The organism is Paenibacillus sp. EZ-K15 (assembly GCF_002573715.1).
Taxonomy (GTDB): domain Bacteria; phylum Bacillota; class Bacilli; order Paenibacillales; family Paenibacillaceae; genus Paenibacillus_AQ.
In genome coordinates, this window is sequence record NZ_PDHM01000024.1 from 123,020 (window position 1) to 147,820 (window position 24,801).

22 protein-coding genes are annotated in these 24,801 nt (G+C 51.3%); 5 read left to right on the forward strand and 17 right to left on the reverse strand.

Going from position 1 to position 24,801, the window contains the following annotated elements:
- Positions 1 to 69: 69 nt before the first annotated feature.
- Positions 70 to 327 carry a DUF3949 domain-containing protein gene (locus CRG97_RS28690; protein ID WP_076325377.1) on the forward strand — a complete coding sequence of 86 codons (258 nt, stop codon included), beginning with the start codon at positions 70 to 72 and terminating at the stop codon, positions 325 to 327.
- Between the two features lie 79 nt (positions 328 to 406).
- On the opposite strand, the gene CRG97_RS28695 is transcribed toward CRG97_RS28690, so the two are convergent.
- From CRG97_RS28695 to CRG97_RS28725, 7 genes are all read right to left on the reverse strand, one after another.
- Complete coding sequence (locus CRG97_RS28695) at positions 407 to 1,270, reverse strand: ATP-binding cassette domain-containing protein (RefSeq protein ID WP_076325376.1); 864 nt, start codon at positions 1,268 to 1,270, stop codon at positions 407 to 409.
- On the reverse strand, positions 1,263 to 2,105 hold the full coding sequence (locus CRG97_RS28700; RefSeq protein WP_098748990.1) for a hypothetical protein: 843 nt from the start codon (positions 2,103 to 2,105) through the stop codon (positions 1,263 to 1,265). Before CRG97_RS28700 ends, CRG97_RS28695 begins: the two co-directional genes overlap by 8 nt.
- Entirely contained in the window at positions 2,086 to 2,775 is a 690-nt protein-coding gene (locus CRG97_RS28705; protein WP_098748991.1) for an RNA polymerase sigma factor, read from the reverse strand. The genes CRG97_RS28700 and CRG97_RS28705 overlap by 20 nt, the downstream gene beginning before the upstream one ends.
- Before the next feature lie 90 nt (positions 2,776 to 2,865).
- The gene (locus tag CRG97_RS28710) at positions 2,866 to 5,067 is read right to left on the reverse strand and encodes an ABC transporter permease (protein ID WP_098748992.1); all 2,202 of its coding nucleotides are present in this window, start codon (positions 5,065 to 5,067) and stop codon (positions 2,866 to 2,868) included.
- Entirely contained in the window at positions 5,060 to 5,929 is an 870-nt protein-coding gene (locus CRG97_RS28715) for an ABC transporter ATP-binding protein (protein WP_098748993.1), read from the reverse strand. The genes CRG97_RS28710 and CRG97_RS28715 overlap by 8 nt, the downstream gene beginning before the upstream one ends.
- Positions 5,930 to 6,237: 308 nt before the next feature.
- Positions 6,238 to 7,143: an aldo/keto reductase gene (locus tag CRG97_RS28720; protein ID WP_098748994.1), complete on the reverse strand. Its 906-nt coding sequence runs from the start codon at positions 7,141 to 7,143 to the stop codon at positions 6,238 to 6,240.
- Between the two features lie 49 nt (positions 7,144 to 7,192).
- The gene (locus CRG97_RS28725; RefSeq protein WP_083659800.1) at positions 7,193 to 7,987 is read right to left on the reverse strand and encodes a sulfite exporter TauE/SafE family protein; all 795 of its coding nucleotides are present in this window, start codon (positions 7,985 to 7,987) and stop codon (positions 7,193 to 7,195) included.
- Positions 7,988 to 8,109: 122 nt separating this feature from the next.
- Between CRG97_RS28725 and CRG97_RS28730 the strand changes: the two genes are divergently transcribed.
- Entirely contained in the window at positions 8,110 to 8,289 is a 180-nt protein-coding gene (locus CRG97_RS28730) for a hypothetical protein (protein WP_076325467.1), read from the forward strand.
- Between the two features lie 46 nt (positions 8,290 to 8,335).
- Here CRG97_RS28730 and CRG97_RS28735 read toward each other — a convergent pair whose 3' ends face one another.
- Positions 8,336 to 8,896 (reverse strand): hypothetical protein, encoded by a 561-nt coding sequence (locus tag CRG97_RS28735; RefSeq protein WP_098748995.1) that lies wholly within the window; start codon positions 8,894 to 8,896, stop codon positions 8,336 to 8,338.
- Positions 8,893 to 9,798 (reverse strand): hypothetical protein, encoded by a 906-nt coding sequence (locus CRG97_RS28740; RefSeq protein WP_098748996.1) that lies wholly within the window; start codon positions 9,796 to 9,798, stop codon positions 8,893 to 8,895. The genes CRG97_RS28735 and CRG97_RS28740 overlap by 4 nt, the downstream gene beginning before the upstream one ends.
- A 189-nt stretch (positions 9,799 to 9,987) precedes the next feature.
- On the opposite strand from CRG97_RS28740, the gene ymzB reads away from it, so the two are divergent.
- Positions 9,988 to 10,329: a protein YmzB gene (ymzB, locus tag CRG97_RS28745; RefSeq protein WP_098748997.1), complete on the forward strand. Its 342-nt coding sequence runs from the start codon at positions 9,988 to 9,990 to the stop codon at positions 10,327 to 10,329.
- A gap of 140 nt (positions 10,330 to 10,469) precedes the next feature.
- Here the strand turns inward: ymzB and CRG97_RS28750 are convergent, their stop codons facing one another.
- The 6 genes from CRG97_RS28750 to CRG97_RS28775 all read right to left on the reverse strand — a co-directional run bounded on the left by CRG97_RS28750 (position 10,470) and on the right by CRG97_RS28775 (position 16,386).
- Positions 10,470 to 10,673 (reverse strand): GH36 C-terminal domain-containing protein, encoded by a 204-nt coding sequence (locus CRG97_RS28750; protein ID WP_237566608.1) that lies wholly within the window; start codon positions 10,671 to 10,673, stop codon positions 10,470 to 10,472.
- Positions 10,649 to 11,068: a glycoside hydrolase family 36 N-terminal domain-containing protein gene (locus CRG97_RS28755; RefSeq protein ID WP_237566609.1), complete on the reverse strand. Its 420-nt coding sequence runs from the start codon at positions 11,066 to 11,068 to the stop codon at positions 10,649 to 10,651. The genes CRG97_RS28750 and CRG97_RS28755 overlap by 25 nt, the downstream gene beginning before the upstream one ends.
- A 45-nt stretch (positions 11,069 to 11,113) precedes the next feature.
- On the reverse strand, positions 11,114 to 13,156 hold the full coding sequence (locus CRG97_RS28760) for a beta-galactosidase (protein ID WP_098748998.1): 2,043 nt from the start codon (positions 13,154 to 13,156) through the stop codon (positions 11,114 to 11,116).
- A 152-nt stretch (positions 13,157 to 13,308) separates the two neighbouring features.
- A complete protein-coding gene (locus CRG97_RS28765; RefSeq protein WP_098748999.1) occupies positions 13,309 to 14,595 on the reverse strand; it encodes an ABC transporter substrate-binding protein in 1,287 nt (428 codons plus the stop codon).
- Positions 14,596 to 14,664: 69 nt separating this feature from the next.
- On the reverse strand, positions 14,665 to 15,504 hold the full coding sequence (locus CRG97_RS28770; protein WP_076325363.1) for a carbohydrate ABC transporter permease: 840 nt from the start codon (positions 15,502 to 15,504) through the stop codon (positions 14,665 to 14,667).
- The gene (locus CRG97_RS28775) at positions 15,505 to 16,386 is read right to left on the reverse strand and encodes a carbohydrate ABC transporter permease (protein ID WP_098749000.1); all 882 of its coding nucleotides are present in this window, start codon (positions 16,384 to 16,386) and stop codon (positions 15,505 to 15,507) included.
- A 124-nt stretch (positions 16,387 to 16,510) separates the two neighbouring features.
- Here CRG97_RS28775 and CRG97_RS28780 point away from each other — a divergent pair, with 124 nt between their 5' ends.
- Together CRG97_RS28780 and CRG97_RS28785 are read left to right on the forward strand one after the other, a co-directional pair.
- Positions 16,511 to 18,355 (forward strand): cache domain-containing sensor histidine kinase, encoded by a 1,845-nt coding sequence (locus CRG97_RS28780; protein WP_237566610.1) that lies wholly within the window; start codon positions 16,511 to 16,513, stop codon positions 18,353 to 18,355.
- On the forward strand, positions 18,333 to 19,970 hold the full coding sequence (locus CRG97_RS28785; RefSeq protein WP_098749002.1) for a response regulator transcription factor: 1,638 nt from the start codon (positions 18,333 to 18,335) through the stop codon (positions 19,968 to 19,970). Before CRG97_RS28780 ends, CRG97_RS28785 begins: the two co-directional genes overlap by 23 nt.
- Positions 19,971 to 20,211: 241 nt before the next feature.
- Here the strand turns inward: CRG97_RS28785 and CRG97_RS28790 are convergent, their stop codons facing one another.
- Together CRG97_RS28790 and CRG97_RS28795 are read right to left on the reverse strand one after the other, a co-directional pair.
- Positions 20,212 to 22,245 carry a beta-galactosidase gene (locus CRG97_RS28790; protein WP_098749003.1) on the reverse strand — a complete coding sequence of 678 codons (2,034 nt, stop codon included), beginning with the start codon at positions 22,243 to 22,245 and terminating at the stop codon, positions 20,212 to 20,214.
- Between the two features lie 68 nt (positions 22,246 to 22,313).
- Complete coding sequence (locus tag CRG97_RS28795) at positions 22,314 to 24,689, reverse strand: glycoside hydrolase family 95 protein (protein WP_237566611.1); 2,376 nt, start codon at positions 24,687 to 24,689, stop codon at positions 22,314 to 22,316.
- Positions 24,690 to 24,801: the final 112 nt, after the last annotated feature.

Below are 24,801 nucleotides of genomic sequence, written 5' to 3' on the forward strand. Positions count from 1 at the left end.
CCGAGGTTAAATACGTATTGAATATTAATATGATTTTCCATAAACGATAATCTTTAGGAGGGTGTACTTATGAATTCTGAGTGGTGGATTGTTGGAAGTGTTCTAGTCGCCGGATTCCTGTTTATGATTCCCGTGCAGTACCGCTATATTGCAGCGTTAAAGAATGATCCCCGGAAGCGAGGGGTCGATCAGGAAACGTATTACAACAAGATGTCGTTTCAAGAAGAACAGCTACACTACAACACGCAAATTATGTTTTTGCCTTCCACCATGGTTGCCTCGTGGATCTATAATTGGAGGCATAGGAAAGGAAACACGACCAAGTAGGCGCTTTCTTTCCAACGGACGAAACGCAAAAATCATCGCCCATAATAAGGGCGATGATTTCCCAAGATCCAAACTATTTTCAGCCGCGTCTAGCTAAAGCGTTCATATGTAGGAAAAAGGTATCCTCCAGCGTAGGCGCCTTCTCCACAAATTCGGGACCCGGCTGCTTTTTCCCCATCAGCCTTACTCTCATATGATGTTCCGTCATTTGAAAATGAATCAGCAGCTCCTGCGGTATCCGCTCGAAGGCTTCCAGATCGATTTCGCCTTCCCAGACGCTGGAGCTGGAGGCCACATTCAGTTTCCACTGGGTCGGTGAACCGATATACCGGATGCGACCCCGGTGTATCCATATCACGGTATCTACCGCCTCTTCCCACTCGTTCAGCTCATGGGCGGCCACGATCACCATTCGGCCCCTGGCGTATTTAGTCAAATACGTGATAAGGAATTTGCGTTCCTCAGCGTCCATGCCGTTTAAAGGCTCATCAAGGAATAGAAAAGAAGGTGAAGCCAGCAGCGCCTGCACGACGGCAATGCGCCGCTGCACCCCTTGTGACAAATTCTTGACCTTGCTCTTGCGGAAGGGCTCCAATCGAAAGTCCGTCATCAGCCTGTCAATGGCCTCAGGGTTATAGATGCCCTTTAATTCTGCCATATAGGTCAGTAGCTTGCCGACCTTCATATCCCCATACAGCTCGATATCCGCCGGAACATATCCGATTTGACTGCGGATCAGCGGCAAATGATCTCCTGCCCTGCGCCCGCTGTACAGAATTTCGCCTGCATCGGGTGCCTGGAGCGTGGTCAACAGCTCAATCAGGGTGGTTTTCCCAGCCCCGTTCGCCCCGACGATAAGGTTCAGGCCGGAGTGAATCTCCGCTTTGTCGATTTCAAGCCGGTACGTACCCGCTTGGCGTTCCAGTCCTTCGAGCCTAATCATTTGCCATTCTCCAAGCTCCGTTCAGCTTCAAGCTGCGTCCGTAGGAAGAGACGAGCAGAATCACTCCGATAATAAGCAAGGCCACGTCCGTCATCATTTTACCACTCATCGAAACGCCGTGATCCACGATTTGTCCCTGAATTACGATCCACATTCCGTAGACCAGGACGGCCGAGATCAGTGAGATAACCATGCCTTTGCGAAACAGCATATACATCGCAGCCCCTCCCGTCACCAGCAGAATTCCCATCCACTCCAGAATAAAGGGTCCGAATAAAAAGCGAGAGCTTTCCGCCTGGATGGATCGCAGCCCGAGCGCGAGGGTACTCAGCAAGGCCATTCCGATGACGATGCCGGTCACAAGCAGCAGGCGGGTATACAACACAAGCGCCGGTGGATATGGAGTTAGGGTCTCCACAGCCCGCATTCCTTTATCCCAGGTTCGGCTGCTGAACAGCATCGATACAATCAGCAGCAGAGGGGTGATCAACGGGAAAATGCCGCCGGGCAATCCGGCAAACTGATCCAGTGGATACTCCGGATCGATCAGTAGAACCAACATGCAGAATACCGCGCCTGCTGTGAGCAGAATGGATCTTTGGTTCAATCGGATCTGACTCCGAAGAATCTGTTTTAATGAGGGCGGGTCGACCTGCGGATTAAAATCCAGCTTGGGGGACTCGGGCTCAATCCTGAGCTGATTGAACTCTCCCTGAAGAGACGCAATGAGCTGCGCCGTCTCATCCGGTGACGGCGATGGAAGAGCAGCGCGTCTGAGCGGGCCACGAAGCTCGTCTTCAAGTCTTCTCAATTCATTATCGAATGGATGATCCATGGAGGTACACCTCACTTTCTTTTACTTTGCTCTGCGAATCCGGTTCTTCCGACTTGGAGCGGTTCCGAACCTGTTCCTGAGGGCTTTTCTCCCGTGTCCTTCGGGACGAACGGACGGGAACCAAATCGGAATGCTCCATCGATAATGTTTTCTTCAGCTTTCTCAAGCCGTTATATAAATGCGTTTTCACCGTACTTAGGGGGAGGTCGACCAGGTCGGCGATTTCCTGCAGCTTCAGATCATGAAAGAATCGAAGAGATATGACTTCCTGTTGTATATCGGGCAGGCTCTCCAGCGATGCTGCAATCTCCAGTGAGGTTTCCTGTCTTTCCACAAGTTCCTCCGCGCCGGGTGCAGGGTCGTATGCATCCGGCATCTCCTCACCCGCAAGACCTTCAGACCTATAAGATGCGCTTTTCCAATAATCCTTGCACATATTCAGAGCCACGCGGTAAAGCCAGGAGCGAACATGTTCCAGCGTGCCGTGCTGCTTCAGATGCCGAATGAGCCGGATAAACGTTTCCTGAACGATATCCTGGGCTTTTTGCCTATCGGCCAGCCTCTGGGTCGTATAACTGAGCAGCGGACCATGGTACCTCGTCACCAACATTTCAAACGCTTCCTGGTCGCCGGCAGCCATGCGTTCGGACAGCTGCTGATCGGAAATCATGCCTTTCCCCCCCTTTCTATGTGCATTCTAATCTTCCCACTATATCTATTTCTCAATTATAACCGACCGTGTGCAGGTGCATAGTCGTCATTATTTGACATTCATCATGGCATCCCATTTTTGCTGCCACTCTTTATACGTAATCGGGCGCTCGGGGCTTAAGTACGAATTTCGTTCGGTATCGGGAAGCATCAGCCCTTGTTGGTAAAAATGAACCAGCAGCTCTTTGACCTGATTCCCTCTGCCTTCTTCCAGCGCCCTTCTGACTTGCTTAGCCATACCCATGCCTAATTTATTTTGAGGATCATCCCCGTCCCCATTCTTGAACAACAGTTGCTGTACCGACCGAAGGTTTCCGTATGCGGATCTCAGTTGTTTATCACTAAGCCCTTTCTCCTCCACGTAATACACATACCAGAAAAGACTGCTGATCTTGCCGCGCACATCCCGCTCTGGATGCTCAAAATAATAATTGAACCCCTCCTGGTTGCCGAACAGAACGGAGTTCATCCATTCGCCAGGCAGATTCATGAAGTTATATGTGTACTGGTTCGAGGACAGAATCAGACGATGGTGCACCCGGGGATTATTAAAACCGTGACCCAAATATAAAATCTTGTCGACGTTGCTTTTGAACTCGGGTACCCACTTGGAAAAATAGTCATACTTCTTTTTCATATCCTGCAGCATCGATACGGATGTTTTCTCCAGATATGGCGTTGTCACGATTGTGATCGGGAGATCAATCTGGTGGATTTCCTTCCAAAACTGACCTCCGTACAGGGAGATATTCTGCTCGATCTCCCTACCCTCGAACCGCTGGTAGCCGGGCCTTCGTTCCAGCTCCTGCATCCCCGTATACAAGGGTCCCGGATAACCTTCGACCTCCAGCTTCATCTCGCCGAAAGAATAACGCATCCGGCCAAATTCCCAGCCTAAATAAACGTATTCCGGAGGACGGTCTCCGTTATCACTCTTTAAATATACATGCTGATGACCGGGAAGCGGATACCAAGCGATATATCCATCCAGCTTAACTTCGGGCCCCACACTGTAAACCGAAAATTCCTCACGGGAGTACCCAGCCATAAAGTCCATGACCTTGCCTCTATATTCCAGCTCGGCTTGAATGTCCCCTCCCTTGGCATCGCCAACCATCCTTACCGATATCCGCTCTCCCTGTCTGCGATAGGGAGCGTCAATGCCCTGGAGTTGGACACGCTCAAGCTCGAACATCCGGTTCAGGGTTAAGGGAAGCTGCCTCATGCCTGATAATTCGGAGGCGGGTATCGTTAGCTTCGCCGTCACGCGAAGCTCATCGTTTGACAGTCGTTTCAGCTTGATATCATAAGAAGAAACATGAAAGAAGGATATATTGTCAGGGTCATCGACATAAGAAACCGTCGGGTCTCCTAGCTTCGCATCAAATTGGGCATATCGATCCGCCCATAGTGTGCCGTAGGGTACGGCTGCGGCTACCGTCAATACGGCAGCCCCCAGCACGGCGAGCCATCCCGCTTTCCGCAGCATCGTAGGCCGCTTACGGTTTAACAAGAACAAACACACCGTTAGCAGCAGGAAAGTAAAGGCAAGCACGAACCACCGGGAACGCATTAAATCTTCCCTAAACAGACCGTACCCCCAATTCTCATATTCAAAGCGATTGGATTGAAGGAAGAATTGGTTGAGGTGAAACACTTGAGCCGGCATCCATCTTAATTCGGTGATGATATAAATTTCCATGAAAAATGTTCCAAACATCCATGCACAGAAACCGATCAAATAAACAATCCGGTTCGGAATGCTTGCCCCAAGGAGCATGGCGAGCGCGAGTGTCACCATATAGGAAACCTCGTACTGCACCGCAAATTGCATGGTATGCATCATCGCAATATCACCGGCTATCCCCTGGCTAACCGACAGGATATAGAATATAACCGACGTCGACAACGTGAACAGGGAAAAGTACAACAAACTGACCACATATTTTGACGACAACAAGGTAAAGAAAGACACAGGCAAGCTGTGATTCCATTCAAAGGACCTACGGCGAACATCCCGTCGAATAGACAAGATGCCAATTAGCATAGCCGGACCCAGGGTCATCGTATGACCCAGCATGTGGAATGAATAGGCCGCCGTGTACAGATTATGGTTCGGTCCATTGCCGCTTGCCGCCTGCAGCATCATAATGATGAACAGAATCGCATAGATGATCGGAAGAGAAGCAAACAAGGGATTACCGAACAAAAGCCTAAGCTCAAGGAGACTATGCCTCCACCACTTATGCATGACGATCCCTCCGCAGCAGGCTCAGATATCCATCCTCCAGCGTCGGATCCGCGGGAAACGCCCCTGCAACCGGGGCCGTTTGGCCGATAAACCGGCACAGGACGCCTTCCGGAACGGTTCGGGTAGATACGACGGACATGGGATCAATCAAAGCAAATTCATCCGGACTCATCACCGCTTCCCATACTTGTCCCTTCCCGCATGCCTGCAGTTCAGCCAGACTGCCGTTCATGGACAGTCTCCCCTTGTTCATGACTGCGATACGACGGCAGTTGCTCTCGATATCGGCGACAATATGGGTGGATAGCAGAACCGTCCGGTCGATGCTAAAGCGGGTTAACACATTGCGGAACCGGACACGCTCCTGAGGATCCAGCCCGGATGTCGGTTCGTCAACGATCAAGATATCTGGTGTTCCCAATAACGCTTGGGCAATACCCAGCCGCTGCTTCATTCCCCCGGAGTAAGTACGTACTTTTTTATCAGCCTTCCCCTGGAGATTAACCATCTCGAGCAGCCTGGAGATTTCCTTCTGTCTGGCACTCCGTTCATTGATCCCTTTCATGGCCGCCACATAATCCAGATAATCTCGTCCGGTCAGCTGCGGGTAAATGTGAAAATGCTGCGGCAAATACCCGATCATCTGCCGAATCTCCTCCGGCCGTCCAATCGATATCCCGTTCACTCTCACCTGGCCGGAGGTCGGCGACAATAATGTCGCCAGAATGCGCATCAGCGTTGTTTTGCCGGCGCCATTGGGGCCCAGCAGACCGGTCATGCCTGTATCCAATTGTAGTGAAACATCCAAGAGCGCCCATGCACCCTTGCGATAGGTTTTTGATAAATGCTCAATGGTAATCATTCTAGAATCCTTTCACCATTAACGATTATGGCATAAGCCGCGCGGTTTACGTTACTTGGAACGAACCATCGTCTTAAAAAGTTTGGCATTTCCAACGTTTTGACATCAATTCATTTTATAAGGTACAAAAAAGCCCGTGATCCTTTAAGCGGATTGCGGGCATGATCTATATTCACCTGATGTCAGGCTCTTATTCAGTTATTATAACATGCGAAGATGCGGTTCATCCGTAAACCTTCAGGACATAAATATTTCATGCCGCAAAAGATTAACGGGATGGATCATTCACGTGCTTATCGCATCGATCCTTACCGATGAGCCTCATATTGGTTGGCGCGACTGATCGCCTGGATCGATTGGATGTCCTGCGGCGATAACTCTTCCTTATTTCCCGCCGCCAAGTTATGCAGCAGCTGTTCAAGCGAGCTAGCTCCAGGGATGGTGCAGGCAACAGCGGCATGGGCCACAGCATATCGAATAGCCAAATGGGACAGATCCATGCCACGGCCAACCTCTTCAAGCCTCTTGAGTATATCAAGCAGCTCATTTTTGTTGTAATCCAGATAGCCCTTCTCGGCTTTGGCTTGTCCGCGGTCCGACAATATGCCGCGGGCAACGGGTCCCCGTGCAATGGCAGATATTCCGTTCTCAGCAAGGAGATCGAGCACCGCTTCCTCCGGTCTCCGGTCCAGGATGCTGTACTGGCTCATGACGCTGACGATATTGGATTTTGCGACATACTCGCGGATGACGTTCGGCCGGATGGACGAGATGCCGTAGTATCGAATCCACCCTTCCCGCTTCAGCTCTTCAAAAGCTTCAATCGTCTCGTCAATCGGATCATCAAGCGTCCCCCCATGAAGCTGATACAGATCGATATAATCCGTACCGAGTCTGCGAAGACTATCCTTGACAGCGGATTTGATGTAGTCCTTGGAAGGATCCCATACCCAGCCATCCTTACCCGGTACACGACGGTTGCCGACTTTGGTGGCGATGATCACATCCTCGCGTCGACCTTGAACCGCTATGCCTACCAGTTCCTCGTTACGGCCTTCGTCGTACAGATCCGCCGTATCCAGAAAATTCACGCCCCGGTCCAGCGCTTCGTGGATAAGCTTTACGGCTTGTCCCTCATCTGTACCCAGTGACATACAGCCCAGCCCGATTTCGCTTACATACAATTCCGAAGATCCTAGCTGATTGATTCTCATGCTTGATCTCCTCCTCTTCCCTATGATGAATAAGGTTCTACTTCTTTACTTACCCTAAAATATCGATCCAGATCTTCACGGCCGTAACTGCAATGAGAATCGCCAAGGCATACCGCAGCAGTCGGACGTTCATCTTGCGACTGATGATGGCGCCGATGGGAGCACCCATCAAGCTTCCGGCAACCGCGAACAGGGACGGCCAGATCGGAATGTCGCCCGAGGCGATTTTGCCAATGACACCCCCGACCGCAGACAGAAAAACGATCGCGAGCGAGGATGCGATGGTTATCCGTGTCGGTATCTTAAGAATCGTCAGCATGATGGGTATCAGGATAAAGGCACCTCCAGCGCCGACGATCCCCGCAATGCCGCCGACGATAAAGGCGGCTCCCATCGCAATCCCTGAATGATAGGTCACCTCGTTAACCGACCTATTTTCCATGGTTGCCCGGGTCGGCACAATCATCAATAACACCGCGATAACCGCCAGAAAACCGTAGATCACGTTAATCATACCGCTTGTCATCAGCATCGAGGACAGACTCCCGATCAGACTGCCAACCAGGGTGCTTACCCCCATCTGAATGACCAATGGCTTGTGAAAATACGACTCACCGCCGCGCGAACTCATCCGGTTGGTGATCATGCCTGACAATGAGGCGAAAAATACCTGCAGCATGCTGATGGACGCCACCTCCTTGGAGGTAAAGGCCTCGAGTCCAAACCAGGAAGGAACATAGAGCAGCAAAGGAAAGTTAATAATCGCCCCGCCAATTCCCAGCAATCCTGAGAAAAAAGAACCGATGATACCTATAAAGATCATAACTACAAGTTGCACTATCAAGGTGATCGATCTCCGTTCAATTTAATATCGTGACCGCGAACATTGCTATTGAATGTACCCCATTGTTGATTTATAATAAAACCAAGTATTTATATCGGAAATTAAGGAGGTATGTGGTGATCATGTTGAATAAGCTGAAATTCCTCTTCCAGGACCGTTGCCCTGACTGCGAGCAGAAGCTGATCTCCAGGCAGGAAGACATGGCTACGATCAAGCATTGCCCGGATCACCACTACACCGAAGAAACATATAACCAGCTGGGAGTTACGATTGTTTATCATCCCAGCAAAGATAACAGTTAAACTTTGTTTAAACTCCGTTAGCTATTTCGGACTGAGATCTTTGGATTTATTCCGTTCCCTCTGCCCATTCCCGTCCGGCAAGCCTGACCAGAAGCATAACCGCGATCTCGGCAACCATCACTACGAGCGAGCACATAAAAATCACAGGGATCATATCGCCCGAATCCAGATTTAAAATGAACGGGTAGGCGATAAGCCATAGCAGCTGCGCGGCCATAAACAAGTGCCCCCGAAAGCGAGCCTTATGATCCAGTCCGGATTCGGCACCTGCGGAATTGGCTTGAATGCCTCTACAGATTCCGAAAATCAATACCATATGCAAGCAGATGGCAGGCAGTTGAATCAGCAGCTCCTCTACCGATTGCATAGGCACGCCGCCTGTCTTCACCTCAGGAAACCAGAATAATGAAAGAACCGACCAGATCAGCAGCAGCCAAGCGGATAGATGCCCTGCCTTAAAATATCCGTTCAACGCCTGAAGCCTCCATAATCCCGAAGCAATCAACAGGTATCCCAGCATATCCGGCAACAGATCCACCGTTTCCAGCTTAAAGTCGACAAGTACAAGCAGCAGCCCCCACACGATGCGATAACAAGCGCTTCTCATGGTTTCCTCCTGCTTTCCCGAACAAATTCCGTCATTTCTCGATCCGTCGGACTTGGATGATAAGGAATCATCGTATCTCCATACCAAAAGCGACGGCCGTCCTCCAAAAAGGTGGTTCTTAATGTCAACTGATATACCTGCATGCTCTTCTCAAGCGACATATCAAATTGGTGGCTGATTCTAATGGAATCCCCTTTATTAATCTGGAATGGAAGCTGAATCTCATTGATAGGTTCACCTCTTAACTCGATGTGCGCTTCCGAAGGTTGAGACCGGTAACTAGTACCCGGTATTTGTCTGGAAATGTCGACAAAGATTCGGAGATCTCCATCCTCTGCGATATCGAGCAATTTCGAGGAGAACGCCGTTAACTGAAGCGGCCGACTCACGACGGCAGATTCGTAGCCCGAGTTATCGGAAGAGGATCCGCCGGACGTCCCTGATATCGGATCTTGATCTTCCTGATCATATACGCCAGGCCATACGTAAATCTCTCCGATATCCACTTGTTCCGAGGTTCCATCAGAGTAAAGGGCGGTAATCTCTCGAACGAGAACCGGCTCCTTCCTCTGCTCTCCTGCCCCTTCTTTCCCCGGGGCAGGTTTATTTAAATTCACCATCATTTTTCCCAGGCACTGTCTCTGATACTCAGCATATTGAGGGTATAGCGTTACGATCTGTTCGGGATAACCTTCGATCCGGATGGAGCTTAGCATCTTGTCTGCTCTTTTGTCCTCTACATAATACAAGTCAAATACACTGCCTCCCCCTTCCCTTGTTTCCACATGATGCTCAAGGAATACGGTTCTTCCCAGTTGGTTGGCTTCATAATACCAGACATTCCCGACCCAGCTGCAGGCTACGAACAGGATGGCGAGAACATAATACCATTTCTTGCTCATGGCGCCTCCTTATGTATCATGCGATTGTTCTATATTATTAAACTATCTTAACACGTAAATAGATGAAGAGGGTTTGATCAGCGTTAATTTTTCATATGATTCTGACGAAGGAACTCCATGAATTTGAAATAAGGTTATGGCTTCATGGACAGACTATTTGAAGCCACCCTAAAATCAAGGAAGGTGTTCATGATGAATCCATCGATCGAAGAGGTCACCCATTGGCTTCAATCCAAAAGCAATCACACCCTGCACATATCCAAGCAAGAAGAGAAGGATCAGGACCAGATTGAAATACAGCTGGAACGATTTGAACACCAGCAGCATCAAGAGCAGTCCATCGACGGTTATGGAGACCGCCATGCGCTCCTGCTGCACGGCCCCGGCGTGGTCATCACCGCCGGCCATGAAGCCCCGCTGCCTAGCAATGCCTTTGTCATCGGACTGGACGGGTTAACGGCTGCGGACATCCAAGACCGTCAAGTGGTGCTCACAACGGACCGGGGCACTTATTCCATCACGGCAACCTGAGGACAGCCGGCATGAAACAGCAAGAACCGCCAGAGTTGTTGCATCTCTGGCGGTTCTTTTGGCTTTATTCAGCTATTATATTGGATCGATATAAAAAACGCTGCGCCTGGGCGCTGATGGTAAAGCTTGAGTATGGCAACTTACACTCGTTTGAACCTCCAGATAAAGCTCTGGAAATCCCCATGCATCGCGGGAATGGCCAATCCGGCATTCATCAGTCGGTCTCCACCGTAGATGTTTCCATCCTCCACGCACTGATAATCCCCTTCCGGATCCAGCCCCGCCGTACGCAGCCACACAATCGGCTCATTCGCCTCGCTTAAGATACGGAAGTAATACAGCACCGCTTCCGAGCGGTCCTCGGAGACGATGGTCCAGGCTGCTTCGTTCCCTTCGAACGGATTCCGAAGTCGATAGAAATGAGCTTCGGTTTGCCGCTGTAGATCCGGTGACGGACATATTCCGCTTCGGTGACCGTAGTCCCGTTAGCCAGCTGTACCTGGTACGCAGGCTGCCGGAAATCGCCGCTGCCGTAGCCCGGGTATTCCTGTGGCAAACTGTCCAGGGAAAAGGATGCTCTTCCCCTCCGTTCCAGCAATCCGCCGATGCGGTGATCGCGAATTCGCCGCCCCCAATAGGCATGCGCCGGATAGACGCCACGCACAAGCTCAATCACATAACTTGACCGCTCGCTCTGGAGATGGAATATCCCCAGATCTTCATGAAAATGTATACTCACTGCTTTTTGCCCCCTAACCAAGGTCCGAGTTAAATCTCCATGGTTTTAAGACCCTACGGCGGTCGTCCGTTCCAGAATCATGACGTCCCTTCCCGGAATCGTGACATAGCCTGAAATCTGCCGGCTGCCCAGGAGATCGAATTGATTGGCAGAACCTGCATCAAACGTCATCTCTTCGGCATTGTGGTTCATGATGAACAAGTAGGAGTTCCCCTCCTTCACTCGTTCCACCACCTCTACCCCGGCAGGTGTATTCAGCAGCGGCTTCACACCCTGTTCTTCGCACAGATTAGCAAGAAATCCCTGCAGGAACTGCGAATCCGGACTGCTCGCCACATAATAGGCCTGCCCTTCACCAAACGCATTCTTCGTTAGAACAGGAGTGCCTTTATAGAAGTCGGATCCGTACTCAGCCAGAATCTCTGCCGTCTCCGCATGGATGACGTCGCACAAAATTCCACATGGATAACTTCCACGCAGTGATCCCCAATCCTGCTTCATATGGATCTGATTTTGCTGCCCGGGAAGCAGGGCATCGATCTCCTCGGCCCAGATGCCAGTCACCTTGCGCAGTTCGCCGGGATGACCTCCCAGGGTCACCAGATCATGCTCATTGACGATGCCGCTGAAGAAGGTCGTCACAAAGGTTCCGCCTCGGGATACAAACTGCTCCACGCGCTGGGCAACGTCCGGCTTCACCATATACATCACGGGGGCAATCACCACATCGTACTTGCTCAGGTCTTCCTCGAAGCTGATGATATCGGTCTGGATATTCAGCTGATACAGCGCATCATAATACTTATAAACCTCATCCACGTAGTTCAGGGCTTTGGAAGGTCCGCTTGACAGCTCCAGTGCCCAACGATTCTCCCAATCATACATAATCGCTACTTTGGCGTCCGATCGGGAGTCGAGCAGCTTATCTCCGAGCTGCTGCAGCTCTTGCCCCAGCTCCGCGCATTCCCGGAAGACCCGGGTATGCTCATGTCCCACATGCTCAATCAATGCGCCATGGAACTTCTCGCATGCCCCCAAGGAACGGCGGAGCTGGAAGAACATGATTGTATCTGCCCCATGGGCTACGGCCTGATAACTCCACAATCTCATCACGCCGGGCCGTTTGGCGGAATTGTATGGCGACCAGTTTTGAACGCTCGGCGTCTGCTCCATCAGCATGAACGGCTGTCCGCTTTTCAGTCCGCGCATCAGATTATGCGCCATCGCCGTAAAGCTTACCGGCGTATCAATCGCAGGATAGTTGTCCCAGGATACCACATCCATGTGCTTCGCCCACTCGAAGTAATCCAGCTCCGGGTAAAATCCCATCAGATTGGTGGTGACCGGAATGTGCGGCGTAACTTTCTTCAGTTCTTCCTTCTCCAACCGATAACATGCCAGCAGGCTGTCGGATTGGAAACGGCGATAGTCCAGTGATATCCCTTGGAAGAAGGTCCGGTTTCCGCCGAATTCTTCACTGAGCGCGTTCGGTACCACAATCTCGTCCCACTCGTAAAAGGTATGACCCCAGAATCCGGTATTCCATGCTGCATTCAACTTATCGAGCGTCCCGTAACGCTCTTTCAGCCAGACGCGGAACTGCTTCTCGCAGTTGTCGCAATAACAATACCCGCCGTACTCATTCGAGACGTGCCAGATGACCAGTGCCGGATGATCTTTGTAGCGCTCAGCCAGCTTACGCGCCATCAGCACCGAATATTTGCGATACGTCGGACTGTTCGGACATGAATTATGACGACCGCCGAATTTGCGTTTGCGTCCATCGTAGTCAACTCGCAGGATGTCCGGGTATTTCTTGGCCATCCAAGCCGGATGCGCCCCCGTGCTGGTTGCCAAGCAGACATGAACCTGCTCCTCAGCCAGCCGATCCATAATTTCATCAAGCCACGTGAAATCATAGCTGTTCTCATCGCGCTGCGTTCTGGCCCAGGAGAATACATTGAGGGTAGCCACATCAACGCCGGCCAGTTCAAACATCCGCAGGTCCTCTTCCATCGTTGCCTTATCCCATTGCTCGGGATTATAGTCCCCGCCATACCATATCTTAGGGAAATGTTGATTAATCATCGAATTGCCTCCTTCATCGTTCTTTAGCTAAGAAAAACGTATCTATCGACGTACTTTGAATCTTAAAGAAAAGAGGCACCATCCCATGTCATGTTGGACAGGGATCATACCTCTTATGAACGATTAACTAACTTGGATTAGAGCGTTGCTCCCTACTTTTTCAGACTATCCCAAGATGTCTGCATATCCTCGAGCATTTTGTTCGCATCGGATTTGCCTGCGAAGAAGGCCTGCATCGCGCCGGAGAATTCCTGGGCTACACCGTCAGGGAACTTGGCGGATTGTCTTGGCAGTACTTTTCCAGCCTGCACGTACTCCCACACAGCTGAACCCAGATCGCCCATATCCTCAGGTGTTGCTTCGATTGTCTTCAAGGCCGGGATGAATTTGAATTTTTTGACGATGTACTCTTTACCGATATCGGATGTGACAAACCAGTTAAGGAAGATCTTCGCTTCTTCCTTCGATGCGGAATCCTTGTTGATGACCAGGTTCGCAGGTACGCCTACGTTCAGCTTGTCATTTAGCTCCGCATTGTCGCCAAGCGGCATCGGCAGGTAGCCAAGATTCAGGTCCGGATTGATGGCATCAATCTCGGTTTGGGCCCAGTTGCCATTCTGCATCATGGCTGTTTTGCCTGTAGCCAGCAGGGAAATGGCCGTATTGTAATCGGTGGTCAGCGGGTTTTTGTTCCCGTGATCCAATGTCAGCTGCATCAGCTTGGCCCACTCTTCGAACTTCGCATTGCCTGCAAATTTTTGAGTGCCGTCGTTCAAGCCCTGGATAAAAGCATTTGGGTCATCCTGCTGAGCAAACGCCGGGTTAATGCCTTGGTTACCGATCAACCACCATTCCTGGTAAGCGTTCGCAAAAGGAGTTATGCCTGCCGCTTCCAGCTTCTTCGCAGCATCTTCCAGTTGGGCATAGGTTTTAGGAAGCTCGGTAATGCCTGCTTGATCAAACAAATCTTTATTGTAGATGTAACCCCAGCCTTCAAGGTTCATCGGCATACCGTATACTTTACCGTCTTTGGTCATCGGCTCTTTTGCCATGTCCACCAGATCGTTCACCCAAGGCTGATCGGACAGATCCTCCAGGCGATCAATCCACATCTCCATCTCGGCGTCGCCGCCATTGGAGAAGATATCAGGCGCATCGTTGGATGCGAATTTCGTTTTCAGTGCAGCACCGTAGTCAGCGCCGCCGCCCACGGTTTGAATGTCAAGCTTGATGTTCGGATATTCCTTCTCGAATTCAACCTTGAGTTCATTCAGGCCGTCCACGATCTCGGTTTTGAATTGGAAAATCTTAACCGTCTTAACTTCGCCGGAAGCTCCATCCGAGCTTCCGCCTTGGCCTTCCTCCGACTTGCCGCCGCAAGCCGCAAGCAGCAGCGAGAAAGCCAGCAGCATCACGAGAGATAATTTCATTTTGTTCATCTTTACTACCCCCTAGTATTGTTTATATATAAAGATGGAAAAACCGATTTAGGAGAAGCTAGGCTGCCTTTACCCCTTAACGGAGCCGGCAGCGACGCCTTCAACAATGTACTTCTGTAATGACAGGAAGAAGATGATAATCGGCGTGATGCCCAGCACGAGAGCCGGCAGCGCCATATCCCACTGCTTCGAATACTGCCCGAAGAAGGCAAAGGTCGCAAGCGGAATCGTCCGCAGTTCCGGGCTTTGCAAGATCAAGGATGGCAGCAGGTAGTCGTTCCAGACCCACAGACAGTTCAGGATGATGACCGTCACCATCATAGGTTTCAGCATAGGCAAAACGATACGTCCAAATACTCTGAACGGAGAAGCTCCGTCGACCGTAGCCGCCTCTTCAATTTCAAGCGGAATGCCTTTCACGAAACCGTGGAACAGGAAGACCGACAACGGGATGCCGAGTCCCAGATAACTGAGAATCAAACCCACGATACTGTTGTTAACACCCAGGAAGTTAATGACCTGCAGCAAGGGAATCATAATGGATTGGAACGGAATGACCATGGCCGATACGAACAGCATGAACACGATTTGATTGAATCTCGTATTGGACCGAACCATTCGGTAAGCCGCCATCGCACTCAGCAGGGCGATGATCAGGTTGCTGATGACCGTAATGATGACGGAATTCACGAACGCTTCCGGGAAGCGGGTCATTTCCCAAGCCTTGCTGTAGTTGTCAAAATGAAAGGCGGTTGGCCAGTTGGCCGCGTCGACCATAATATCGCCCAGCGATTTGACCGAGTTCACCAGCAGGAAGTAAAAGGGCGCCAGGAAGATCAGCGCAATAATGACCATCACAATCTGAAGTACAATCGTGGAAGCCGACATAGGAGGTTTCTTCGATCTCATTTAAGCTTCAACCTCCTTCTGCTTCGTTAATCGGACTTGAATGAGCGTGATGACGGCAACAACCAGGAAGAAGATCAGGGACTTGGCTGTTCCGAGTCCATACCGGTTGTTTAGGAATGCCTCATTGTACACGTTCATAGCCAGCGACTCCGTGGAGCGGTATGGTCCGCCCTTCGTGAGCGACAGGTTCAGGTCGAACATTTTGAAGGACCAGGATATCGCCAAGAATAAACATACGGTGACCGCCGGCATGATGAGCGGAACGATGATGCTCTTGAGCACTTCAAACCGGTTCGCTCCATCAATCTCGGCAGCTTCCATGACTTCCTTGGACACATTCGTAATGGACGCGATGTAGATGACCATCAGATAGCCTGACGATTGCCATACAAAGACCATGACGATGCCCCAGAAGCCGGTCACTTCGTCCCCCAGCCACGGAAGATTAAAGAACGGAATCCCCGTAGCCTCGCCAACGGTGGCAAAGCCCTTTATGAAGATAAACTGCCAGATGAAGCCGAGCAGCAATCCGCCGATCACGTTTGGCATGAAGAAGATCGTCCGCAGCCAGTTGCGCGCCCTAATATTTTTCGTTAAGAAGTAGGCCAGGAAAAAACCGACCAGGTTCGTTAGAACCACGCCAACGATCGTAAACTTGGTGGTAAACCAGAAGGACTGTGCGAATGCGCTGTCATTTGTGAAAATCTGTTTGAAATTGTCCAGCCCGACCCATTCGACATTCCCCGATACACCATTCCAGTTGGTAAACGAGTAATACATCCCCATCACAAATGGGATAATGATCGTCATACCGAAAAACAGCAGCGCGGGTCCGATATAAACCAACTGCTGCGTCAAGGCAGCCGTTCTCTTGCTGTTCATGTAAATCCCCCTCCGCTTGTCCTCTCGTTTCTCTATCCATTTCTCTATGATTTAATTATGCTAAGATGAAGACCTTGGGACTACCACAAGATGTGAACTAAATGGTATAGAAAATTGATCGGCGGTGAATTTATTGAACTGGAATTGGAACAGCATTCGCACGAAATTGATTACCTTTATGATCATGGCTACCATCATTCCAACCACCATCTCCATGATCATCAGCTATGTCATGACAACCAACTCGCTCAAAGAACGGGCCGTTGTTGAGAATATGAACCTTCTCTATCAGGGACGGTTGAATTTGGAGAGCTATTTGGAAGACATGAACCGGAATTCCCTTACGGTTTATTCGGATCCGGATTTTTTCCGCAGCCTTTATTATAGTCATGAGAACATCAATGCCAGCGGTAGGCAGTCCGCCACGCTGCAGTCCATTCATAAAGCCATCGGCGGCGCAAGACAGGTCTATCTCTATGTCGACGGCAAAAGAGAGGCCACGTTGTTCGCCCAGGATATCGCCAGAAAAACGAGTGATGTCAATCTCTATCCCGAAATTCCCGATCTCGGTAACGATACGGTGGTTTTACAGCCGCCCCATCCCCTTCACACGTATGGCTTTCAGTTAGCTTATCCCTATGAAGCCAATAAACAAGTATTCACGATGTACCGGGTCATTGAACGCGTCCCATCTACCGAGCGATTAGGCATTCTCGCCATCGATATGGATATGAATTTCCTGAGCCGGATCAGCGATCAGCTGTTCCAGCCCGAACATGAGCAGCTATATATTACGAATGAAGCCGGGCATATCATGTATGCCGGCCATGGCGAGATGCTGGGACAGCAAATTCATACGGAATGGTACGACAGCATCAAGCAATCCGGCAAGAAGGAAGGCCATTTCGAATATAACAACAAAATCTATTTATATAACAATATCAAGACGTCGGTCAGCGACTGGACGATGATCAAGGAGATTCCTTCCTCCTATATTCTAAGCAGCGCGGACAAAGCAGCCTTCGTCAATATTTTGCTGATCGGCGTGTCCCTGATTCTCATCATCGCCGCCACGATCTGGATTTCGGTCTATATCACGGCGCCGATTCGGGAATTGGTAGGCCTCATGAGCCAGGTCAAAAGCGGACGAATGACCGTGGATATCTCCTCCAGCCGCAAAGACGAAATCGGAACTCTCCACCGCAGGTTCGGGAGCATGATGGATACGATCAACAATCTCATCTTGCAGGAATACAAGCTGAAGCTGGCGAACCGGACCAACCAGCTCCGGGCGCTGCAGGCGCAGGTGAACCCGCATTTTATGAACAATGCACTGCAAACGATCGGCACCCTTGCGCTTGAGCATGGCATGAAGAGGATCTACTCCCTGATCTCCGCTCTTGCCCGGATGATGAGATACAGCATGTACAATACGGACAAGCCGGTCACGTTGGCCACGGAGCTCGATCATATCAAGGATTACGTAGAGCTGCAGAAGGAACGATTTGAGAATCAGTTCGACTTCCGTTACGATGTGGATGAGTCGACTTTGCAGGTGTTGATCCCGAAAATGCTGGTTCAGCCGCTGATCGAGAACTTTTTCAAGCATGGCATGAACCCCTTGGCGGAAAACAATTATATCGCGCTGAAAAGTAAGCGTCTATCGGCCTCCATTGTGCAAATCACGGTCGAGGATAACGGAAACGGAATGCAGGATGAGCCGTTTCAAACCCTTCAGGAGCATTTGCTTCGGATGGAAGAGTTGGATCTAGAACAGCTTCAGGTGCTGTCCGAAATGGAAACGGAAGACAGCAGCGGGATCGGACTCATCAACATCATGACAAGGCTGAGACTGTATTATCGCGGAAAATCCAAGTTCAGCATCGAAAACAACCAGCCGCATGGCTTTCGTGTTGTACTGACTATAAATGTGGAAGGTGAAACGGATGAAGGCATTGATCGTGGATGACGAGTCTCGCGTGCGTAAAGCCATCCGACTGCTGGTCCAGTGGGAAACGCATGGGATTACCGATATTGAGGAAGCCTCCAATGGTCTTGAGGCGATGCAAATGATTCCGGCGTTCCGGCCGAGCCTCGTGCTGATGGACATGCTGATGCCGCTCAAAAACGGCGTAGATCTCATGGAATGGATTCACAAGAATTACCCGGATATCAAATTCATTGTCATCAGCGGGCATGACGACTTCGAATTCGTACGCAACACCATCTGGTATAGCGGCACGGATTATATCCTGAAGCCCATCGAGGAAGCCGTCATCAACCAAGCGGTCGCCAAGGCGACTGCCGCCTGGAAAGCCGAGGAACGGGAACGCCTTGCGGCGCAGCAGCAGCATGTTCAGGTGAACGAGTACCGGCCGGTGTATTCCGAGAAGCTGTTATCCAGCCTGATTGATGACAAAAGCGCCCATTCCCAGGTGGTCAATCGCCTCAAGGATGAAGGCATCGTACCGGAGCATGCGCAGACGATACGCCTGGCCGTCATGCAGATGGACAAGTCAGATCATGCGCTTTATAGCCGCTTTGGCCATCATCAGGATTTGCTCATGTTTGCCCTGCTGAATATTTGCAATGAATTTCTGCAAAAGGACCGGATCGGGATCGCCTTCCGTCACTTCGGTTCACCTCACCAACTTGTTATTTTGTTGTGGGATCAGCTTGCCACGCTGCCTACACTGCTTCAAGAGATCAATAACGGGATGCACCGCACCTTGTCGCGCCACATGCACTTTGGCGTTAGTCCTGACGGTCAATACCCGGCAGACGTTCCGGAATTGTATGCCCGAAGCTCGTCCGCCCTGCATCAGAGGGATTTAACGGTCCTAAATCACTTTATCCATCATACAGAAGAGCAGCGCCGATCAGGCGTTGACCATCATAAAGGCGTGCAGTTCAGCGGGTTTGAGGATACCTGGAAGCTCGCCATACTAAGCGGCCAACCCACTCCCATAAACGAAGCTGTAGAGTCATTCATCGCGGCTATTCGAAAAAGCAGCGTTCTTACGCCGGAGCTTCTGGAGCGTTGGGACCGCGATATCGAAAGATTTGCCAATCACGTGATTCATGAAACCGCTAACCCGTCGTCTGAAGCTTTGTTGAAATTGTACAAAGAGGAAAGCGCCACCATCGAGCGGCCAAGCCCAGACAAGTATGTGTGCTCCCTGGCAGAGTGGCATCAGTATTGGATTGAATTAATGAGCCTGCTGGCCTCGGCCTTGCAGTCCCAGAAACAAACGGGACAGGACCTGATCCATGACATTACGACGTTTATCGAGCAAAATTACCAGAATGACGTGTCGCTGTATGATATTGCAAACCGATTTCATGTAAGTCGTGAGTACATTTCCCGCAAATTTAAGCAAAAGCATGGCATTAATATTCCGGAACATCTGAACCGGATCCGCATCTCCAAGGCCAAGGTCCTGCTGCAAAATCGAGGCCTAAAAATGGCAGCGATTTCCGAGATGGTCGGCTTCAAGAACGAGAAATATTTCAGTCTTGTTTTTAAAAAGCAAGAGGGCATTTCGCCGAAGGAATTCCGCAAGCTGCATGAGCAGGAAGCGTAGGCTGGACAGCAGTTTACCGCCGAAGGACTGAGAGCCTAGGCTGTTTAAGCATATGCCGATCGACGCATTTTCTCAGAAGCTAGACCGCATGCAGCCTAAGTTTTTCTTGGGGGATCAGGAGGGTAACCTCAGGCGTATATTAAAAAAATAAAGCAGAGAAAGCCGGGGATCCCCCGGCTTCTCTGCTTTTTTTGAGAACGTTCCAAGCTATTTATTTTTCGTGTAAGCCCTCACGCTATCTCTACCCCAGCCGTTTCTCTAATATCATCACTCCGCGTGCCGGCACCTCGCAGGAATCTCGATGTTCCTCTCCTGTCAGCAGGTCAACATAGGTATCCCCTTCCAATGGCACCGGTTTGCTCTCCGACATGTGATTAAGTACAAAGGTGAACTCCACGTCCTCCTTCACACGCTTTGTCACCTCAACGCCTTCCGGAGCTTTCAGGACGGGCTCAATGCCATGGTCATTGCATATGGTTTGCATCAGGTCCTTCAGAAATTTAGACTCTGGACTTGTGGCCACATACCATGCCTTCCCTTGCCCGAAGGAATTCACGGTTAACGATGGCGTCCCCTGATAGTAATCAGAGCCATATTCGGCAACGACTTCCACTCCTTCAGCATGGATCACGTCACACAGAATTCCGCAGTCGTAGGTGCCCTTCAGTTGTCCCTTCGGCCCTCGCATCACCATCTGATTCTGCTGGCCCGGAAGCATCGCATCAATCTCCTCGGCCCATATTCCCATTACCTTGCGCAGCTCGCCCGGATAACCGCCAAGCGTCACCAGATCATGCTCATTTACGATGCCGCTGAAGAAGGTCGTCACAAAGGTTCCGCCTTGCGATACAAAGGCCTCCACGCGCTCTGCAAATCCCTGCTTTGCCATATACATCACCGGCGCGATGACAACGTCATATTTCCGGAAGTCCTCTCCCACGCTGATCATGTCAGTCTGGATATGCAGCTGATGCAGGGCATCGTAATATTTATGGACCTCATTCACGTAATTGAGGGCGACGGTCGGACCGCTCGACAGATCGATGCCCCACCGGTTCTCCCAGTCGTAGATGATCGCGACTTTGGCGTCGGAACGGGCATCCAGAATACGGTCCCCAAGCTGCTGCAGCTCCTTGCCCAGCTCCGCGCACTCGCGGAATACGCGGGTATACTCATGCCCTACATGCTCAATGACCGCGCCGTGATATTTCTCGCAGGCTCCGATCGAACGACGCAGCTGGAAGAACATCACCGTATCCGCGCCGTGGGCGACCGCTTGATAGCTCCACAATCGCATTACCCCAGGGCGCTTGGCCGAGTTATACGGCTGCCAGTTCTGAACGCTCGGTGTCTGCTCCATCAGCATAAAGGGCTGACCGCCCTTAAGTCCCCGCATCAAGGCATGCGCCATGGCGGTATAGCTGTACGGGGTATCCAGCGACGGATAGTTGTCCCAGGAGACGACATCCATCTCCTTGGCCCATTTGAAATAGTCCAGCTCCGGGTAAAAACCCATGAGATTCGTGGTCACCGGTATGTCCGGCGTGATCCGCTTCAATTCATCCCGCTCCAGCTTGTAGCAGTCCAGCAGGCTGTCGGACTGGAAACGGCGGTAATCCAGGGATATGCCTTGGAAATTGGTCCGGTTGCCGGACCACTCCTCGCTTAAAGCGTTAGGAACGACAATGTCCTCCCAGTCATAGAAGGTGTGGCCCCAGAAGCGGGTATTCCATGCCTTGTTTACGGCATCCAGCGTGCCATATCGCTGCTCGAGCCAAGTCCGGAATGCCGCGGCGCAGTTGTCGCAGTAGCAGTACCCGCCATATTCGTTCGATACGTGCCAGATCAGGACGGCCGGATGAGCCTTATAGCGTTCCGCCAGCTTGCCGGCCATGATTTTGGCGTATTTTCGGTAGGTGGGGCTGTTCGGACAGGAGTTATGGCGCCCGCCGAATTTGCGTTTGCGGCCCTCGTAGTCGACGCGCAGCACATCCGGGTATTTGCGCGCCATCCAGGCCGGATGGGCTCCCGTGCTGGTTGCCAAACAGATATACACCCCGTTCCGGTACAGCCGGTCGATCGTCTCGTCAAGCCAAGCAAAATCGTATGTATCCTCATTCGGCTGACTCAAAGCCCAGGAGAATACATTTATGGTGGCTACATCGATGCCCGCCAGCTTAAACATGCGGTCATCTTCCTTCCATGCCTCCGCATCCCACTGCTCGGGATTATAATCGCCGCCATACCACATTTTGGGCAATTTTTCGTTAATCATCTAGGGTTCAGCTCCTTTTGCTTCTTAAATTCCGTATCCAGTTCCCCATTCAAAAAAGCCTTGTTCGATCAATCCATGTTCACGCTGCCTTCGTCGGTGGTCGGCGTGATCCGGTAAGTCGCTCCGCTCACCGTTTCAAACGAGCCTTGATCATCCGTCGTCACCACACTTCCGTCTTCCCTTCTAACGGCAAGAGGCACGGAACAGCTAATTCTACAGACTCGGCCATGCGTAGAGGTTACGCTCGCAGACGTAAGGATGCCTTCGCTCCATTCCATGTCCACAATAAACCCGCCACGAGCCTTTAACCCTCTTACGGAGCCTTCTGCCCACGCCTTCGGCAGCGCCGGCAGAAGCTGAATGGCGCCCAAATGACTCTGGAGCAGCATTTCTACAACTCCGGCGGTGCCTCCAAAATTCGCATCGATCTGGAACGGAGGATGGTCTCCGAGCAGATTAGGATGCATGGAACGGGAAATCAGCGTCCGGACATAATCATACGCCTTGTCCGGTTGCTGTAATCGGGCAAACAGGTTGATCAGCCATACGCAGCTCCACCCCGTGTGCCCTCCTCCATGGTCGATGCGCGACATCAGCGTACGATAAGCGGCTTCCGCAAACTGCGGCGTATCCTGAAGGGTTATGTCAGAGCCGGGGTACAATCCATACAAATGGGATACGTGCCGATGTCCGGGCTCCGCTCCCGGATAAGGCTCGCCCCATTCCATGAGTTTACCCTCGGCATCGATGGCGTAAGGCAGCAGGCGCGCAACCGCTGCCTTCCATTCCTCCCGCAGCTCATCATCCTGCTCCAGCAGCTGTGATGCCTCAATACAGTTATGAAAGATATCCCGAATGATGGCCATATCCATGGTGGAGCCTGCCGACACGCTGCAAGGCTGGCCGTCCGCAGTAAGAAACTGATTCTCCGGCGATGTCGACGGGCTGGTCACCAGATGCCCTTTCCCGTCTTCAATAAGCCAATCCAGGCAAAACAATGCCGCATTCCTCATCAGCGGATAAGCCGTTTCCCGCAAATATTGGAGGTCCGGGTGAAATTGGTAGCGCTCCCAAAGATGCCGGCACAGCCATGCACCGCCCATTGGCCAGAAAGCCCACATGGCTCTGCCATCGCTCGGGCTGGACATTCGCCATAGATCCACGTTATGGTGGGCGACCCATCCGCGGGCGCCATAATGAATCTTCGCCGTCCGGGCACCGTTTACGCTAAGCTCCCGGATCATCTGGATTAGCGGCTCATGACACTCGCTCAGATGGGTCGTCTCTACGGGCCAGTAGTTCATCTCGGTATTGATATTCGTTGTATAATCACTGTTCCATGGTGGCTGTACATGCGGATTCCATATGCCCTGCAGATGGGCGGGCTGTGTACCTGGCCGGGAGCTGGCGATGAGCAAATATCTTCCGAATTGAAACATCAGCGCCTCGAGTGCAGCATCCTCTCGTCCCTCCCGGTACGCTTTCATTCGCTCGTCGGTGGCTATAGCTTGTGCGGAACGCACACGCTCTGGACGGCCAAGCTGAAGCTCCACGCGTCTGAACAAGGCTTGATGGTCCTCGATATGCCGTGAGCGCAATTCTGTAAATCCATGCCGCATCGCGTCCTGAAGTCTCCCCTTGCATATACTGGACGGATCGGTTCCTTCAGAACCCGGAGATCGATCGAAGCCTTCAAAATTCGTGGCAGCCGCAATCAGCAGCGTGACCGAGCCTGCGCCGTTAATACGTATACCGCTGTTATCCACCGTAACCTGCCCGGTGTCCGTCAAGGCCAGCAGCCTCATTTCATACCGTATGCCAAGCCCGTCTTCATAGAGCACCGACCCGGGGTGATCACCTCTGTAATTCTCAGCAATATGGGTGGGGGCTTGTCCATACAACACCAAAGCTCCGTCTTCTGCACTGCGGGTACCATGCTGCAGCGGTGAACGAAGCCCGATCTCTAATTGGATGGTTCCGCCGTTCGTGCTTGTATAACGTATAACCGCAACCTGATCAGGCGCACTGATGAACATTTCCCTGCTGAAGCGATCATCGGGACCGCCGGCTCGAAAGTGAGTGGATGCAATCCCTGTATCCAGATCCAGTGCTCGCCTATAGTCCGTCCAGTGATCCCCTATTCCCGACTGTCGGATGACCAGATCTCCTAAAGGCAAGAAGGACTCCGTGCTTCTGCCAACCATCTTGCCCTCAATCAACTGCTCGGCTTCGGCAAACTTCCCGGACGCAATCAGCTCTCTTGCCGCTGCCAAATGCCGGAGAGCCTCGTAATTATTCGTGTCCCGGGGAAATCCGGACCAAAGTGTATCTTCATTCCATTGAATGCGCTCTTCCTGTACGCCTCCAAACACCATGGCCCCAAGACGTCCGTTTCCGAGCGGAAGCGCTTCTTCCCACTTGTCCGCGGGCTCCCGATACCACAAGGTTGTGTTCTTATGCTCAGCTGACTTCAGTGTAATCCCCCCTTATTCCAATTGATAAAGGTCTTCTCGATGAACCCGTCATATCCTTCATCAGCTGCTGTATTTCTTCTGT